Here is a 15373-nt window from a genome sequence, read left to right as displayed (position 1 = left end):
CTGAATATTGCCAAATGGCATTATATGAATTACGTCATGCCAGATGGAGGTAGGTATGGCGATGTTGCAGCCGATTGACACTGTTCCGGCCCCTTTCCGGCCAGAGCCGATTTCGCAGGAAGAAGGTGGTGCGCTGTTCCGTGCGGCGCTCAACCTTTTTGCGCGATGGGGGGTCACGGATGAGCAGGCTGCTGTGCTGACCGACATGCCGGTGCGGACTTACCGCAGGTGGAAGGCAGAGGGGCCGGGACGTATCTCGCGCGACGGGCTGGCCCGGCTTTCCAACCTGATGGGCATCCACAAGGCTTTGCGGATCATTTTTCAGGAGCCGCAGCGCGGATATGACTGGATCAAGGCCCCCAATGCCGCTTTTGGCGGCGCCAGCGCCTTGCAGGTGATGATCGGGGGAGAACTGACCGACATCATGCGGGTCCGGCGCTATCTCGACGCGGAGCGTGGTGGCTGGTGACGACGCCAGACGAACCGCCGGTCAGCAAGGTCGAATGGGAGGGGGCGGTCAGGATCATCCGCAGCATCTATCCTCCCATCGACCTGTTCGAGGATATTGCGGACCCCGCCGACTGGCCCCTTCTGCTTTCGGCGGAGCAGAAGACGAACCCGCGCATCATGGCATCCGTCGGCAACATCGATCTAGTGCCGTCGGGGCGCCGGGTTGGAGGCGTCGGCTCCTCATATCTGATGGCATCGTTCACGCACGTCAGCATCGATCGGCCGAGCCGTTTCTCGGGCGGAGAATTTGGCGTCCTATACGTGGCACGCAATTATGAAACGGCGCTTTTCGAGACGATCCACCACCATGCGGCCTTCATGGCGAGAACCAGTGAGCCTCCGGGCTGGACGTCTCAGTTCCGCGAGATAGTGATGAAGGTCGATGCCGAGCTTCATGACCTTCGTGACGACAGAAATGAATTCCGAGCCTGCCTTGACGCGGATAGTTATCGAGCGGCGCAGCAACTTGCGGCGCGCCTGCGGACCGGCGGGTCGAACGGCATTGCCTATCCAAGCGTTCGGCAGACTGGTGGGGAATGCGTCGCTCTCTTCTACCCGGATTGCGCGTCCGGTCCTGTTCAGGGGCGGCATCTGGATTATCACTGGGATGGAAAGCGGGTCGATCTCGTGCGCGACGCGGGAAGCGGTGCCGTCTTCAGGGTCGTCGAGGCAGCATGAGCGCCGTCCATGATCGCCATGCGCATGCGGCCGAATTGTTGAGCGCACATCCTGACTTCCGCATCCAGCGACGCCTTTTGCCGGTCACTGCCTTTCACGAGGCGGCCCCACTCGTCCCGAGCCGGATTGGCGTCGCGATCGACGTTGAGACGACCGGGCTGAACCACGATGCGGATCGCATCATCGAGCTGGCTGTCCAGCGCTTCCGGTTCGACGCACAAGGGCGCATCATTCAGGTCGGTGTGCCCCGCGTCTGGCGTGAGGATCCGGCCATGCCGCTGGACCCCAGGATCACGATGCTCACCGGCCTGACGGAGGAAGACGTTGCAGGCCAAGCAATCGACGATGCTGCGGCCGTGGACATACTCGCCTCCGCTGACATCATCGTTGCCCATAATGCCGCATTCGACCGGCCGTTTGTCGATCGTCGTCTGCCAGCCATTGCCGGCAAGCCATGGGCTTGTTCCATGGCCGAGCTCGACTGGCTCGAGCTGGGTTTCGAAGGGCGCGCGCTTGCGCATCTCGTTTCGCAATGTGGGTGGTTCTACGAGGGGCACCGGGCCGAAAACGACATCCTTGCTCTTCTCTATCTGCTTTCACACGGATTGCCGGACGGCGAGACAATCCTTGCAAAACTGATCGCCTGTTCGGATCAGCCAACCTGGCGCGTTAATGCCGTCGATGCGCCGTTCGATGCCAAGGATCGTCTGAAAGCGAGGGGGTATCGCTGGGATGCCGCCTTGCGCTTCTGGTGGAAGAGCATCAGTCAAGGGGATGCAGGCGCCGAGCGCACCTGGCTGCTCAGTGACGTTTACGGAGGATATGGCGAACCTGCGTTCATACCCGTTACGGCCTGCGAGCGGCATCGGTAATCCGTAGTTGGATCGCCGGCATGCGATTGACGGCGGCTGTTCCTGACCTCGCATTCTGGCGCGGAGCGCTCGCCGGCCTCATGCCGCCCAGCGATCAAGGTCCGGAAATAGCGGCAATGCCGGCGGATTGGCTGGCTCCACTACGCGAGCGTCGAATGCCGCGATAGTCAGCCATTCGATGCGCCATTCGACACGGGCAGAATTGCCCTCAAAATGAACGAAGCCTGCGCCATCGCGAGCGACTTCCCAACGGCAGCGCATGTCCTTGTCGTAGCAACCCATCAGCAATGTGCCGTCGCTCAGGCCAATCAGAAATCGATCGTCATTTTCATAAGGCACTGCCAGCATCGTTTCCACGTCGCCGGTAACCCGCAGGCGAACACTATCCGAAATCGGGGTGATCAGAACGCACATCGCAGAATCCCTCTTTCCTACATGGAAACAAATAGTGAACATATAGAGCGGAAAAGGAGTCGGCAATGATGATTATCGACGGATCGTTTCTTCTTGGAGTGGCAGCGGTGCTGACCAGCCTCGCGACCCTGTTGCGGGCCTTGAAGGGGCAACGGTAAGAAGTTACGGGCTGATGGCTGGGAGGCTCGGTTTGGTAATATGCATGCTGCTTAATTCGGTGCAGGATTTTGTAAGCATTCAGAACCGATTTCTTCGTTTCTGAATTTCCAGTTTTGGCCGGTAGGCGAATGTCGCGTTCGGAGAGGCAAAGGCAAGATAGCTGCCGGTAGCGCTGGCTGCTCTCAGGCAGAAAATCCACTTATCTCAGTGTGAAGATTTTCCAAGCCACCTCTGTCGCCGCGGTGGCCTGTTTCGTCCAGCGTCAACTATGATCGCCGCACTGCCTCCCGAAGCAGCGTGCTACGAAATGCGCGCTTACCGATAATTGGCTCTCCAATCGGGTGTTCACGTCCCACGACAACATCGTTGACCACTGCTGCGAGGCCTGGAACAGGTTGGTCGATCAGGCATGGCGCATCATGACCATCGGCCACCGCAAATGGGCCCGTCAGTTCTGATCAATGCAGGCTGGTATTAGTCAGGCTCATTCACCTGACGCAGTGGGCAGGTTTCGCCCCTTGGGACTAGACGAAGCCGAGTTCTTCCCAATCCTTTTCAGTGTCGAAGTAGCGATCACAAAGCTCTTCTGAGTTCACGTGGAACCGGCCCTCGATCTTTTCGATTAACGCGAGAAGCGGCTCGCACTCATCGACAAAAGTCTTCGCAACCTCATTTAGGTAGATGGAGTGGTTGAAGTCGTGTCCGGGCATTTGGACGCGCTGGGTAAAGCTGGCGGTCCCGGTCTGGTTCATGACGAGATAAAATGCATGGAACTTAACGAAAGTGTCATCAAGCCCTTCAAGGTCGAGTTGGTCATTCATAACGTCAAGAAATCTACTCCTGAAGCCCCCAGCCTCCAATTTGGTCCCATGCCCGGAGTAGGCGATGCGCACGTGGTTCACGTACATGCTACCTTCGACTAGGCGCTCAGCACCAATCCGTTCAAAAGCGAACCCATTGACGTGATAGCTATTCCAGTAGCTGCCATCTGGATTAGCCTTGTGCGTTTCGATGCGCTGTCGGAGCAGTTTGCCATCCAGCAAAGCAGATCGGAGTTTCACTTCGGGCTGTGTTGGATGCCATCGAGGAAACCGTAAGACATCTCCCTTGATGAAGGTCTTACGGCTTTCCGAATACCCCATGAACTCACAGTCAGTTGGCGAGATTATTAGTACCGCGTCTGGGTACTCGCGCATAATGGCCGCGCGAGCGCGAGGCCGAAACGCCTGTTCTACTGCAGATGCGCGTTCAGCGTATCGCTCGTATTCTTCAATCAAAGCGACTGGAATGATCGGCATCTTGGTATCTCGTTGCTGATTTAGGACGGCGCAGGAGAGAAAGTATTTCTTGAGAAGCTAAAGAACGCCGGCTCAGAATTGCCGCTGTGCCGCACGCACCGGCGATATCGCAAGACCTTTCGGATTCCCAGCTGTTAGCGGCAAGAAGTTTACAGCCGCGTTCGACGGTGGGCGGCTTACCTCTGACTGAGGCGTGCTGTTGCTGGCGCAGGGGGAGCGCGCAATGGGGATTTGTCGGCAGCTTGCGGCCTGCATCACCGATCCGCGCGACCCTGCGTGGGTGGTCCATCGCCTCGAGCCCGGCGAATAACTCCTCAGCCGTGCGGTAGCGGGCACGGCTGACGTCGCCACCGCAGGGCCGAGGCACTCCCTTCCGATAGGGCCCGCGCCATGCTCAGCGAGGGAAACCGGACATTCCGCTGCCAAGCGTGCCCAATCGGCCCTCAAACGACCGACAAGGGCGCGTTGCTGACTTTGCAAGGCAGCTTGCCTATGTCCTCTATCCACCCAACCCGGCGCTTCGATCGGATGAATGGCGCAGCAAGTCGCGCTAGTCCCGTCCGTCCGCTTTTTGCCCTCGCCAGGTCCGAAGCCAGAATGGCGGTGACGGGGGGTGAGGCGGTCAGGTTCGCGCTGATTCATGCGGTTAGCTGACGCTATTCCAAATTCGCTACGGAAGAGAGGAATGCTTGCCGCTCTGCATGTTTCTTTAAGCGCCGCCAACGCAGAATAAATCCCACTACGCCAAATGGAACGCACCATAACAAAGCGATGCCCATGTGCGAAAATATCTCATGCGCGCGGTCAGGATGGTCATTTATCTCAATTCCGTCTGCGAGGATCGCTAAAGCGGACATGACAACCCACAGCACGAAGAACACTCGTTCATGGATTGCAGATGGGACTGATGGGCGAGACGGGTAACGCTGCATTAGGTCATGGTGCCATCGCCCCAGAATGTCCGCAATCGAGAAAGGTTGATCGCGGCTACAACGGCGAACAATGGTCGCTTCACACCGGACAGCTTTCCCGCCCAGGAGCGGACCGACCGCTATCGGGTGTGCCTGGCGCCGATCGGCGCGTTGAGCGTCTATCAGGGGTGGGAAGCGGAACGGCGGCTTTCGAGCGTTGAGGGGGAATTTTTGCCATCGTCCCCCCTTCAACTTCCTTATGACAGGACTTCTTCGACGGTTCCCCATCCTACCAATGTCGCGCCCTCTTGAATGCGCCACTTTCGGCCGGGATAAATTTCCGCTTGATGCTGAGGTCCAATAAACAACTCGATTAGAAACTCAGCACTCTCGCCCGGTCTTAATTCCTTCCCATTTGGCACATCAATCGATCCCATCGCCATTTCGAGGTCCAACGACTCAAAGAAATTATGGTTCGGACGGTAACTTCCGCTGATCGCATGCCTTCGTCCTCCTTCTATCGTCGATAAAAGTCGAATGCTTGCGCGGATAATTACGCTTTCATTCATAGCTCTACTCATCGTTCCGCCGGTTGCGAGACAATGCTCGGCACGATGTCCGCTTTTGGACGCCCAATACAGAAACGTAAAAGGCAATTTTTGGTCGCTTCCTGCCGGGCAGCTTTCCCGCCCAGAAGCGGACCGACCACTATCGGGTGTGCCTGGCGCCGATCGGCGCGATGAGCGTCTATCAGGGGTGGATTGCGGACTATCCGAATTCTGGTCGCAGGAGGCGGCTAGCGGACGATCGCGGCGTCCTCGATTGACAGATTTTCTGGCTCGATGAATGAACCGCGTAGCTGCCCTTTACCCAGATAAGTGATGTAGCAATCAGGCGTTATTTTCAAACGACGGGCAACTAAATTGCTTGCACAGGCTTTCCTGATAGGTGCGAGGGAGGAATGTGAGAAGTTGTAGACTGAGCGCCCCTCTTCTATCCTAAGGCCCACCATATCCTGCACCCAATGCTCTAAAGATAAGCGTTGCGCCCTCCCCGATCGTATAGATAGAGGGGCCGACCATTCTTCATAACTACTATCATGATATTGTAGCTTGATATTCTGACCGCTGCGATTGTCGATGACCGTTGGCCAAGCATCACAGGCAGCCAGCGGAAATGTCAAACTAATTGCTACGATAGCGCGCTTGCTCATCATCCCAAGATTTTCATCCCAACCGAATGTTCTGTCGTGCCAGCGTGAAAGCATGTCCGCAATCGGTAAGTCCGCTAAGCGCCGGGAACGGCAAAAACTGGTCGACGGCCGACCGGCAGCTTTCTCCCCCCGATGGGCAGCAACTAATCTGAACGAACGACCGCTTCCGAGAAACGGAATTGAGGCGCTGGACGGCTCAAATGGGCGCTACTTACCTGGGGCAGCCATGAAACTGCCGGCGCGGGTTGAATTTGTGCGGAAGGAGCTCAACCCGGTGACTGTCGACTGCACTGATCCATTCTGACCCTGACCTTTAAGAGGCGAAATCGCACACATTATCGGCGATCAGGCACAAATCCGGGCGTGACACACGCTCCCCCCGCGATACTATCGGGCTTGGGGGGAGGATGATGGCGCGGAAATCGGACAATGGCGGGTGCGGCCTGATGGCCATATGCATTCTGCTGATATTTGCCATCGCCAAATGTGGCGGTGGTGCGACCCATAACAGCGACAGCACTCCGTCGGAAGAATCGTCGGAGGCCATCGCCGGAGCAGTCTCAGAGGCCGCCACGATGTATGTCGCCACCGCCACTCTAAATTGCCGCTCAAAACCTCAGAAGGACGCCAGACCGGTCGAGAAGCTAACGCGTGGGGACATGGTGTCGGCAGGCGAAGCACGCGGTTCGTGGGTCATGTTGGACCGTATCGGCGAAGACTGTTGGGTCGCGCAGCGCTTCTTGTCAGAGAGCGAGCCGGAGCCAGAGCCGGTGTCCGCTGCCAGACCCGCGCGGTTGTTGTCGCCGGCGTCTTCAGACCCGCTGGAGACGGTGTCGTCGCGGCGATCTGGCCCCAGCTGTGGCGGCAAGTGGAAGTGCGGGCAGATGGATAGCTGCGCCGAAGCATATCACTATCTGAACGAATGCGGCGTTGGCCGGCTTGATGGAGATGGAGACGGCGTGCCGTGTGAAAGCATATGCTGACCCGTCGCGTATCAGACCGCTGTCCACTCCGGTACCCGTTGATCCTGCAGGAGGCGTAGTCGGCGCCAATCAAGCGCTGAATAAATATCCGCAAGGTCGCCGCGCCCATCGACCGGCAATGCTGCGGCAACTTCCCGCTCAAACCTTGCGCTCAGGGCATCGTTGGCGAGATAGGCCAGCTCCCACCATCCGATGATCCGATCTCGACTGTCCGCAAAGATCGCTGCGGATGGCACTCGATCTCGCTTCTGACGCTGGTTCACCTTCCGGTCGCATGGGCCGAGGTTCCAAAGATCGCTGCATGGCCATGCCGCCCAAGGCAGGCAATGGTCGATGTCCAGCCGCGTCAGCGGTAGCTCTTGGCCAGTCCAGATACATTCGAGCTGGCGATCGCTTCGAGAAATTCGCTCTGCGGCAAGGCGAGCGATCGATGTGCTGCGAACGGGCTCGCGCCATTCCAGAGCGGCTTCGGCCATTCCCAGCGGAACGGGAAGGCTCATCCGATCGGCGTAGGTCCGCATGAGGCGGTTCCATTCGGCGACGAGCATCGGCTCGATCCAGGCGCCGAAGCGGCACAAGGCGCGCCAGAGATGGCCAGGAACGACCAACTTCCCCCAAGCCTGGAGGCGCTGAAGATCAAGTTCGATCCCGGTTGCTTTCGTTCGACGCTGCCGGACGATTTCAAACACCCGCTGATCGCTGTTCGGGAATCGTGTGAAGTTCGCCGGCATCGTTGCGATCGTGGATGCGGCCTCGTTCACCGCCGCAAGGGTGGCTGTGGCGCGATCGGGTTCGAAGACAGCGCCGACGCGCAATTCGGCTGGATCGGTGCCATCCGTCAGCAGTCGGCGGAATCCTGCCTTGGCAAAGCCAAGGCGGTCCGGCCCGCTATTCTTGGGCAGTTGCGGGAGACCCAGCCGTACCAAGGGTAGAGGACATTGGCGTCGAGTATGACGACAAAGCGGTCCGCTATATCACTCAATCGGCGTCAAACTCCTGGCCAAGGCGCTGCAGCTCCGTCAGCGCGGCGCGGCGTTCCTCATCCCTCTTGGCTTTGTAGGCCAAAAGTTCGCTGGCGCGTATCCTGCGATGAGAGCCGACCTTGTGATGGCCGATCACCCCTTCGTCGAGCAGCTTCACCAGGAAGGGGCGCGATACGTTGAGAAGATCGGCGGCCTCCTTGGTGGTCAGCTCCGCGCCATAGGGAACAAGGGTGATCATTTCGCCGCGTCCGACATGCGTCAGGACGTCGAGCATGAGTTGCCCCAGCGGAGCCGGTAGCTCGAGCTGGAATTGATCGCCATTTTTCTCGACGCTGATCGGCAAACCAGCCGGGGTCAGGGCCTTGGCCAGAAGACGTGCGGCTTCGGAGGCCGCGCGGACCTCGTTTTCCGTAGGCGGCCGCTCGGAAAGCGCTTGCTCGCTCATGTCAGTCTCCAATGGGCTTGGGGTGGATGATAAGCATATATGGATTTCACTTCATAAACGCAATAAGTGCAATGAGTGAAATAACTGTAAACGGTTTCGTTCCGTCGTTTTGCAGATTGGAGCTCAGAAACAAAGCTCATTCAGGCGTCCCCTTCGGACTGCGCTCTATGCCGCTGCGCGCAACCGAGCCTGCGCTATGCTTGTCTCGGCCCTGCCGGGTGACGATCGCTGACGCGCGATCCTGGCGGATCGCCAGTGGACATCGCTGGGCGCGATGGCGTCGGCCGGTCCGGCCAAGCGGTGAGGGCGTCGCTGCCCTCTAGCCCCGTCGCGCCGGGCGGCAAGCCGGCCTGTGGCGCGGCTCCTCCACTTTGTTCCGGCCCTTCGGATGCAGTCCGCCGCTTGTCCGGGCCTGCCGGTGCGCTCTTGCCGCCCACCCCGCTTTTCCGGGGTCCGGTGTGTGCAAGAGGAGTAAGGAAGATGGAACTCAAGCATATCGACATTGCCTGCCTCTCGATCTCGCCTGCCAATATGCGGGGGATGAGGAAAGCGCCGGACCTGACTAATATCCTGCCGTCCGTTCGGGCGCGGGGCGTGCTGGTGCCGCTGATCGTGCGAGCAAAATCCTGTCCCGAGCCTGTCGAGGGAGGGTCGCCTACCACCTATGAGATCGTGGCGGGCAAGCGGCGTTACCATGCCGCGATGATCGTGGCGCAGGAGGAAGGGACCGTTGAGCCGCTGCCCTGCGCGATCATGGAGGCGGGGGATGACGCGGCGGCGCTGGAAGCCTCGCTCATCGAGAATATCGCCCGGCTCGATCCTGACGAGGTGACGCGATGGGAGACGTTCACCCGGCTGGTGAAGGAAGGCCGGTCGCCAGAGGATATTTCGCTGACATTCGGGCTGACCGCCTTGCAGGTGAAGCGGACGCTGGCGCTGGGCAATCTGCTGCCCCGCATTCGCAATCTCTATCGCAGCGATACGATCGATGCCGTGACCGTGCGGCATCTGACTTTGGCGTCGAAGGCGCGGCAGCGCGAATGGCTGGCGCTGCTGGACGATGAGGATGTTCGTCCGCCGATGGGTCATCATGTGAAGGCGTGGCTGCTGGGCGGCTGTGCCATTGCGACGGACAACGCGCTGTTCGATCCGGCCGATTATAATGGCAGGATCGTGGCGGACCTGTTCGGTGATCACAGCTATTTCGCCGACGCCGACCTTTTCTGGCAGATGCAGGAGGCGGCGATTGCCGAAAAGGTCGAGGCATTGCGCGATGCCGGTTGGCAGGATGTTGCCGTCATGGCGCGGGGCGAGGCCTTCCATTCATGGGAGCATGAGCGCTGCCCCAAGACCAAGGGCGGGCGCGTCTATGTAACCATGGGCCATGGCGGCGACATCAGTTTCCATGAAGGCTATGTGACCCTCAAAGAGGCGCGGAAGCTGGAGCAGGGCGGCAGTGTCGAGAAGGCGGTTCGGCCCGAACTATCTGCGCCGCTGGCCAGCTATATCGACTTGCACCGTCATGCCGCCGTCCGGGCGAAGGTCGCGGCTGCGCCCTCTGTTGCCCTGCGGCTGATGGTCGCCCATGCCATTGCCGGTTCCTCGCTATGGCGGGTGGATGTTGCCTCGCAGCGTGGGGCGACTGACCCGATTACGGAGAGCGTTGAAAATTGCGCGTCGGAAGCCGGTTTCGACAAGGAACGGCGGATAGCGCTGGACCTGCTCGGTCTCGATCTCGACACGCCCACTGTCACCGGCCACGCCTATGATCGGGAGCTGATCTCGCTCTATCTGCGGCTGCTCGATTTGGATGACGCCATGGTGCTGGGTATCCTTGCCATTGTCATGGGTGAGACGCTGGAAGTCGGGTCGACACTGATCGAACTGCTGGGCGTCCAGCTTGAGGTGGATATGGCGTCATGCTGGCAGGCCGACGACGTCCTCCTCGACCTTGTCCGCGACCGGGAGGTGATGGGGCATGTCCTTGCCGATGTGGCGGGGGAAGAAACGGCATTCGGCAATGCCGGGGCAACCGCGAAGGTGCAGCGCCAGATCGTGCGGGACTGTCTTGCCGGGACCAAGGGCCGGGAGAAGCGGAACGGCTGGGTGCCGCGCTGGATGGCCTTTCCGCCTTCGGCTTACACCGAGCGGGGCGGGGTCGGCAGCGTCGAGCGGTGGGAGGCGGTTGCAGTGCTGATCGAGCCCCAAGATGAAAAGCAGCCGAAACAGGGCGACCTCGAAACGACCGATGTCAACGACGAAGTCGTGATCGCCAGCGAGGAGGAGCCGGCCAAGCAGGCAGCCTGATCCTATGTGTTGCAGGCGGCGGTAGCCCGCCGCCTGCCTTTCCTCTCTCGGCGGCAGGAGCACGGTCGGATTCTCGCGCCGGTCGGCTTCGCCGCCCGGCGTGAGTTCTTGCGAAAGAGTCAGAGAAATGCGGAGCGCTGCGAAAGGCAGCGCGAAGGGCTTGGCTGCGGACACCGCGCGATGGGCGCGATGGCGTCTGGTCATGATCTGATCGGCCTGTCGGCGCGGCGGGGGTGGGCGTCGCTACCCTCTAGTCCCACCGCGGCGAGCCGCAAGTCGGGGCGTTGCCCCAACTCCTTCACTAGCGTTGCGACCCTTCGGGTGCTGCCCGCTTCGCTGGTGGGCCTGCCGGTTCGCTCCTGCCGCCCACCCCCGCCACTCCGGCGGCCGGTGCGATGCGGGAAGGAGAAAGGACATGGGGTATCAGGACAAGACCGCGCGCCTGGGAGGAAGCCTCTACAGCGAGGTGACCGACCGGATCGTCGCGCAGATCGAGGAGGGCACCCTGCCATGGGTGCGGCCATGGGATAATGGCAAGGCGGCTCTGGGGCTGCCACGCAATGCCGGGACCGGCAGGCGCTATTCGGGAATCAACGTGCTGATCCTGTGGCACCGTTTGTTCGAGCAGGGCTATGGCTCGCAGCGCTGGCTCACCTATCGGCAGGCGCAGGCACTGGGCGGCAATGTCCGCAAAGGGGAGCAGGGCACGACCGTCTGCTATGTGTCGACGCAGTCTTCGCTCCGGGGGAGTGAAGAACCGTTGGCACGGTTCACGCCCAGGGAGGACGACACGGTCCCGACCGGACCGGATGGCGAGCAGCGACAGATTGCGTTCTTTAAACGCTTTACCGTCTTCAACCTCGACCAGTGCGAGGGGGTGGAGGATGCGGGATCTTCGTCGGTCACGACATGGAACAAGGCGCTCATCATCCCGCGCGCAAATGCTCTGATCGGCGCGACCGGCGCTGATATCCGGATTGGTGGCGGGGAAGCCTATTATGCGCCGCAGGACGATTACATCCGCGTGCCCCGGCCCGAACATTTCCACGAGCCGATCAATTGGTTTCGCACGGTCCTGCATGAGCTAGGGCATTGGAGTGGACACCGATCGCGACTGGATCGCCTCCCCGATACCGGCTTTGCCAGCCCTGCCTATGCGCGCGAGGAGCTGATCGCCGAAATGGCCAGCGCCTTCCTCTGCGCGGAACTCGGCATCGTTCCGACCGTGCGCCATGCAGACTATCTGGGCGCGTGGCTGTCCGTCCTACGCGAGGACAGCAAGGCGATCTTCCGCGCCGCCAGTCAGGCCAGCAAGGCCGCCGACTTTCTGCTCGCATATCTTGGTGAGGGGGGAGAAGATCATGACTGACCATGATCCCGAGCGGCTGGCCAGGACAGCAGCGGCGCTGCGAAAACTATCTCCCGAGGCGCTTCAGGTATTTCTCTGCAACCGGGTGGAGGGGATGACCTATGTCGAGATCGCCCGGCAGGAGGGCATGACGCTCGAACAGGTGCAGCAGCATATGCTCGAGGCCATCCGAACTATCGTCAACGACGCAGGATAGACGCTAAATCGCCTTGCCGGCTTTCAGGGCTTGGCAAGGCGATGATTTGCCGCGATTCTGCGCGGCATCATGAGACAGCTGGACGACCCTGCCGTAAATTTGCCCGCCGCCAAGCGGCGGGAGCTGGCGCATGTCGTCGAGATCATCCGCGAGGGCTTCGCGCGTGCGATCCGGCACCGCACCCAGCCCCGTTATCGCAACGGTCATATCCTCAAGATCATCCTGTTCGGCAGCTATGCGCGCGGCGACTGGGTCGAGGATCCGGTCGGCCGCTATTTCTCCGACTATGACATTCTCGTGGTGGTCGATCATGAAGATCTGACCGACATTCCGGAATTTTGGGGGAAGACCGAGGACCGGTTGCTGGATGAGCTGACCGAGGGCAGGGCACTGCGCACTCAGGTCAGCCTCGTCTATCACAGTCTGGACGAAGTGAACGAGAAGCTGCGGCTTGGGCGCTACTTTTTCATGGACATCCTCAAGGACGGCATCCTCCTTCACGAGGAGGCCGACCATCCGTTCGTCGAGCCGAAACAGCTATCATCAGATGAGGCGTTGCAGGAGACGCGGGACTATTTCGAGGAATGGTTCGAGAGTGCGGCCACGTTCTTAAAAACTGGGGCGTTGGTCCAGCAGATGGGACGACCCAAGGAAGCGGCGTTTCAGTTCCATCAAGCGACCGAGCGCCTCTATCACTGCATCTTTCTGGTGCGGACCCTCTATTCCCCCAAGACCCATAATCTGAACCGCCTGCGCGCTCTGACCGAACAGCTGGAACCCCGGCTCCGGACGGTCTGGCCGACCGACAGCAAGTTCGAGAAGCGCGCCTATAATCTGTTGCGCGAGGCCTATATCAAGGCGCGCTATTCCCGCGAATATGTCATCGGCGCGGACGAACTGGCCTGGCTCGCCGAGCGGGTCGCGATGTTGCAGACGCTGGTCCTCGAGCTCTGTACCGCGCGGATTATGGAACTGGAAACGTCCCTCAGCCCATCACATAATTCTTGAGCGCCCGCAGATCGCGGGTGATCCATTTGGCGTCGCGGGCGAAATCCTCGTCGGTCATGCCGGGCTGACGAAACAGCGTCAACATGACCTCCGCGCCCTCCCCATTGGCGATCACGCGCAACGGAATATGGACCTCCTGTCCGTCCCCCGTCCCGACAAAATGGTCCATCACCCCATAGTCATTGTAGGGCGTGACGCGGATCGTGATCGGACCATCGGGACCATCGGCAAGCCATCCGGTCCCGCCCCAACGAAGATCGGACTTAGTGAGGCCCGACGCCCACTTTGGGAATATCTCCGGTTGCCAGATCGCCTCATAAAGCACCTGCCAGTTGCGATCGATCGATATGCTGTAGGTGCGCGCGGGAAGCATGACGCCATCTCCTTTATGGGACGGGCGCTGTAGCGCCTCGGTCGATTTCTGTCATCGGCGGCAGGCTGATCTTGTGCGGCAGAAGCAGGTCGATTTGCCCAGGGCACCGTGCCGCAATCCAGCACGATATAGGCCGCCCTTCGACCGATTCGAGCGGGCGCATTCGCAAAGCTCATGCGAAATAACGACGCACGCCTGAGGGCGTATTTGTAATGCACCGTACGCACGGGTGCTGCGGGCGCGAATCACCCGGATTTCTGCGGGTTTCAGCCAGGTGCCAGCCGGTGCCAGTGTCGGCATTCTGATCGGCGGCTGGCACCAAATGGTCACCATTTGAGGGCAATACAGAGCTAAGTATCTGATAAACTTTGGCACCATGTTGGTGCCACGCGTCCTCATCCTAAAGCGTTGAGATCACCGGAAAATCGGCGTATAAAGGTCAGGCTTCACCTCATCTGGACAGGCAAAGAACAGGAGTTCTGCGCTTGCCTGGAATCAATATCAGATTGAAGGATGCTCCCCGCGAGCGTCTCGTCACCGGCACCCGATCGGCACGGTTCAGTCGCCTTGGATATGTCCGCAACATCTCGGATCGCTTCGAGAGAAACGACGCCGGCGGCTTTTATGGTTGCTTCGATGGGGTGCAGGTCACCCTCATTCAGGTCTTTCCCATTTTGGCAGCAACAAGACGGCCTGACCTTCTCCCGAAGGACATGGACGATGCCCGCACTCTGCTCCTCGAAAGAGGGCTGCTCGCGCCCGAGGATCGGGCAGAATGAGCATCTTTGGCAACAATATATTGGGCACTTGGCCCCGACGGTATCCGGGCCAGGTTGGGCAGATCGAAGCTAACGACGGCATGACCTATGCCGTCATCGACATATGCGAGGTGGTAAACCAGTCGCGCGTGCAGAGAATCCCGGCACTGGTCCTGCCGACCCAGGCCATCAACTTGCCCAACTTCACCGACTATCTCCGGTTCGGCCGCGATCTTCCGGCCGTCCGGTTTAGGCATCGCTGTCTCCAGGGTGAGACCGTCGCGACGGCACTGTTGAACGGCGCACTTCGGTGGTCAGATTGGATGAGAAACTGGAGGATGAACATGCCTCGACCGTCGGCGCAGTTCATTTGGTAAACGCTGTCGAAGCAGGCGATCCGGCCAGCGCAATGCCCGAAGCAAAACCTCTCTCCGGTCCAACCTACAGCAGCGATCGACCGCTCCTGCCTGACAACTCCCAGCATTGAGGAACAGTATTATGGTACATGTGATCAGGACGCAGCGCGGATTGCCGCGTGAAGCCGCCAGCGAATTTCCAGCGATACCCAACAACCAGCCTGAGCCGTTGACGGTCAGAATACCCGCTGCCATCAAAATGACAGGCATCGGGCGGTCGAAGCTTTATGAATTGATTCAGTCGGGCGACATCGAGATCGTGAAGATCGGATCCTCTACCCTAATCCCGGTCGAAAGTCTGCGTGAGTTGATCAACCGCAACAGGCGTTGACTGGACGGTCGGGGGGCGAACCGCGTTGTGGGTGCGGCTGCGGCAAGTGTCTCCTTTTGTTGTGGACATCGGCTGGAGCTTCGTCGCCGGATGCAGACCACAATGGGACATTCGCGACAGTCCGCTTCAGAGAGACCGATCCAGGGAAG

18 protein-coding genes and 1 pseudogene are annotated in these 15373 nt (G+C 59.9%); 12 read left to right on the top strand and 7 right to left on the bottom strand.

Translation table 11 applies throughout. The features are described from left to right. Positions 1 to 55 precede the first annotated feature (55 nt). The 3 genes from GGQ90_RS00790 to GGQ90_RS00780 are packed head-to-tail and all read left to right on the top strand — an operon-like array spanning position 56 to position 2060. A complete protein-coding gene (locus tag GGQ90_RS00790) occupies positions 56 to 469 on the top strand; it encodes an antitoxin Xre-like helix-turn-helix domain-containing protein (RefSeq protein ID WP_188080365.1) in 414 nt (137 codons plus the stop codon). After that, positions 463 to 1188, top strand: a complete 726-nt coding sequence (locus GGQ90_RS00785) for an RES family NAD+ phosphorylase (RefSeq protein WP_188080555.1) — start codon at positions 463 to 465, stop codon at positions 1186 to 1188. The genes GGQ90_RS00790 and GGQ90_RS00785 overlap by 7 nt, the downstream gene beginning before the upstream one ends. Beyond that, positions 1185 to 2060: a 3'-5' exonuclease gene (locus GGQ90_RS00780; protein ID WP_188080364.1), complete on the top strand. Its 876-nt coding sequence runs from the start codon at positions 1185 to 1187 to the stop codon at positions 2058 to 2060. Before GGQ90_RS00785 ends, GGQ90_RS00780 begins: the two co-directional genes overlap by 4 nt. A 78-nt stretch (positions 2061 to 2138) precedes the next feature. Here the strand turns inward: GGQ90_RS00780 and GGQ90_RS00775 are convergent, their stop codons facing one another. Together GGQ90_RS00775 and GGQ90_RS00770 are read right to left on the bottom strand one after the other, a co-directional pair. Further along, positions 2139 to 2474: a hypothetical protein gene (locus tag GGQ90_RS00775; protein WP_188080363.1), complete on the bottom strand. Its 336-nt coding sequence runs from the start codon at positions 2472 to 2474 to the stop codon at positions 2139 to 2141. Positions 2475 to 3157: 683 nt separating this feature from the next. Beyond that, positions 3158 to 3931 (bottom strand): hypothetical protein, encoded by a 774-nt coding sequence (locus tag GGQ90_RS00770; RefSeq protein ID WP_188080362.1) that lies wholly within the window; start codon positions 3929 to 3931, stop codon positions 3158 to 3160. 106 nt (positions 3932 to 4037) lie between these two features. On the opposite strand from GGQ90_RS00770, the pseudogene GGQ90_RS00765 reads away from it, so the two are divergent. Further along, a pseudogene (locus GGQ90_RS00765) lies at positions 4038 to 4226 on the top strand (transposase); the annotation flags it as partial. Positions 4227 to 5099: 873 nt separating this feature from the next. On the opposite strand, the gene GGQ90_RS00760 reads toward GGQ90_RS00765, so the two are convergent. Next, on the bottom strand, positions 5100 to 5411 hold the full coding sequence (locus GGQ90_RS00760) for a hypothetical protein (protein ID WP_188080361.1): 312 nt from the start codon (positions 5409 to 5411) through the stop codon (positions 5100 to 5102). 227 nt (positions 5412 to 5638) lie between these two features. Next, positions 5639 to 6109 carry a hypothetical protein gene (locus tag GGQ90_RS00755; RefSeq protein WP_223178026.1) on the bottom strand — a complete coding sequence of 157 codons (471 nt, stop codon included), beginning with the start codon at positions 6107 to 6109 and terminating at the stop codon, positions 5639 to 5641. 353 nt (positions 6110 to 6462) lie between these two features. Here GGQ90_RS00755 and GGQ90_RS00750 point away from each other — a divergent pair, with 353 nt between their 5' ends. Next, on the top strand, positions 6463 to 7038 hold the full coding sequence (locus GGQ90_RS00750) for an excalibur calcium-binding domain-containing protein (RefSeq protein ID WP_188080359.1): 576 nt from the start codon (positions 6463 to 6465) through the stop codon (positions 7036 to 7038). A gap of 11 nt (positions 7039 to 7049) precedes the next feature. Here GGQ90_RS00750 and GGQ90_RS00745 read toward each other — a convergent pair whose 3' ends face one another. Both GGQ90_RS00745 and GGQ90_RS00740 read right to left on the bottom strand, forming a co-directional pair. After that, positions 7050 to 7964, bottom strand: coding sequence for an HNH endonuclease domain-containing protein (locus tag GGQ90_RS00745; protein WP_188080358.1), 915 nt, complete (start codon positions 7962 to 7964; stop codon positions 7050 to 7052). Positions 7965 to 8016: 52 nt separating this feature from the next. After that, on the bottom strand, positions 8017 to 8466 hold the full coding sequence (locus GGQ90_RS00740) for a helix-turn-helix domain-containing protein (protein ID WP_188080357.1): 450 nt from the start codon (positions 8464 to 8466) through the stop codon (positions 8017 to 8019). Positions 8467 to 8946: 480 nt separating this feature from the next. Here GGQ90_RS00740 and GGQ90_RS00735 point away from each other — a divergent pair, with 480 nt between their 5' ends. The 4 genes from GGQ90_RS00735 to GGQ90_RS00720 all read left to right on the top strand — a co-directional run bounded on the left by GGQ90_RS00735 (position 8947) and on the right by GGQ90_RS00720 (position 13346). After that, entirely contained in the window at positions 8947 to 10773 is a 1827-nt protein-coding gene (locus tag GGQ90_RS00735) for a ParB/RepB/Spo0J family partition protein (RefSeq protein WP_188080356.1), read from the top strand. Positions 10774 to 11188: 415 nt separating this feature from the next. Then, positions 11189 to 12142, top strand: coding sequence for an ArdC family protein (locus tag GGQ90_RS00730; protein WP_188080355.1), 954 nt, complete (start codon positions 11189 to 11191; stop codon positions 12140 to 12142). After that, positions 12135 to 12338, top strand: coding sequence for a sigma factor-like helix-turn-helix DNA-binding protein (locus tag GGQ90_RS00725; RefSeq protein ID WP_188080354.1), 204 nt, complete (start codon positions 12135 to 12137; stop codon positions 12336 to 12338). Before GGQ90_RS00730 ends, GGQ90_RS00725 begins: the two co-directional genes overlap by 8 nt. 69 nt (positions 12339 to 12407) lie before the next feature. Continuing rightward, a complete protein-coding gene (locus tag GGQ90_RS00720) occupies positions 12408 to 13346 on the top strand; it encodes a HEPN domain-containing protein (protein WP_188080353.1) in 939 nt (312 codons plus the stop codon). Here the strand turns inward: GGQ90_RS00720 and GGQ90_RS00715 are convergent. Further along, a complete protein-coding gene (locus GGQ90_RS00715; protein ID WP_188080352.1) occupies positions 13324 to 13719 on the bottom strand; it encodes a polyketide cyclase in 396 nt (131 codons plus the stop codon). The genes GGQ90_RS00720 and GGQ90_RS00715 overlap by 23 nt on opposite strands. Positions 13720 to 14204: 485 nt before the next feature. Between GGQ90_RS00715 and GGQ90_RS00710 the strand changes: the two genes are divergently transcribed. The 3 genes from GGQ90_RS00710 to GGQ90_RS29795 all read left to right on the top strand — a co-directional run bounded on the left by GGQ90_RS00710 (position 14205) and on the right by GGQ90_RS29795 (position 15224). Beyond that, a complete protein-coding gene (locus GGQ90_RS00710; RefSeq protein WP_223178024.1) occupies positions 14205 to 14498 on the top strand; it encodes a hypothetical protein in 294 nt (97 codons plus the stop codon). Then, positions 14495 to 14854, top strand: a complete 360-nt coding sequence (locus GGQ90_RS00705; protein WP_188080351.1) for a hypothetical protein — start codon at positions 14495 to 14497, stop codon at positions 14852 to 14854. The genes GGQ90_RS00710 and GGQ90_RS00705 overlap by 4 nt, the downstream gene beginning before the upstream one ends. Positions 14855 to 14975: 121 nt before the next feature. Further along, entirely contained in the window at positions 14976 to 15224 is a 249-nt protein-coding gene (locus GGQ90_RS29795; protein WP_188080350.1) for a helix-turn-helix domain-containing protein, read from the top strand. The last annotated feature ends 149 nt before the right edge of the window (positions 15225 to 15373 follow it).

Source organism: Sphingobium scionense (genome assembly GCF_014197035.1).
GTDB lineage: Bacteria > Pseudomonadota > Alphaproteobacteria > Sphingomonadales > Sphingomonadaceae > Sphingobium > Sphingobium scionense.
This window is presented reverse-complemented; position numbering and strand designations above follow the sequence as displayed.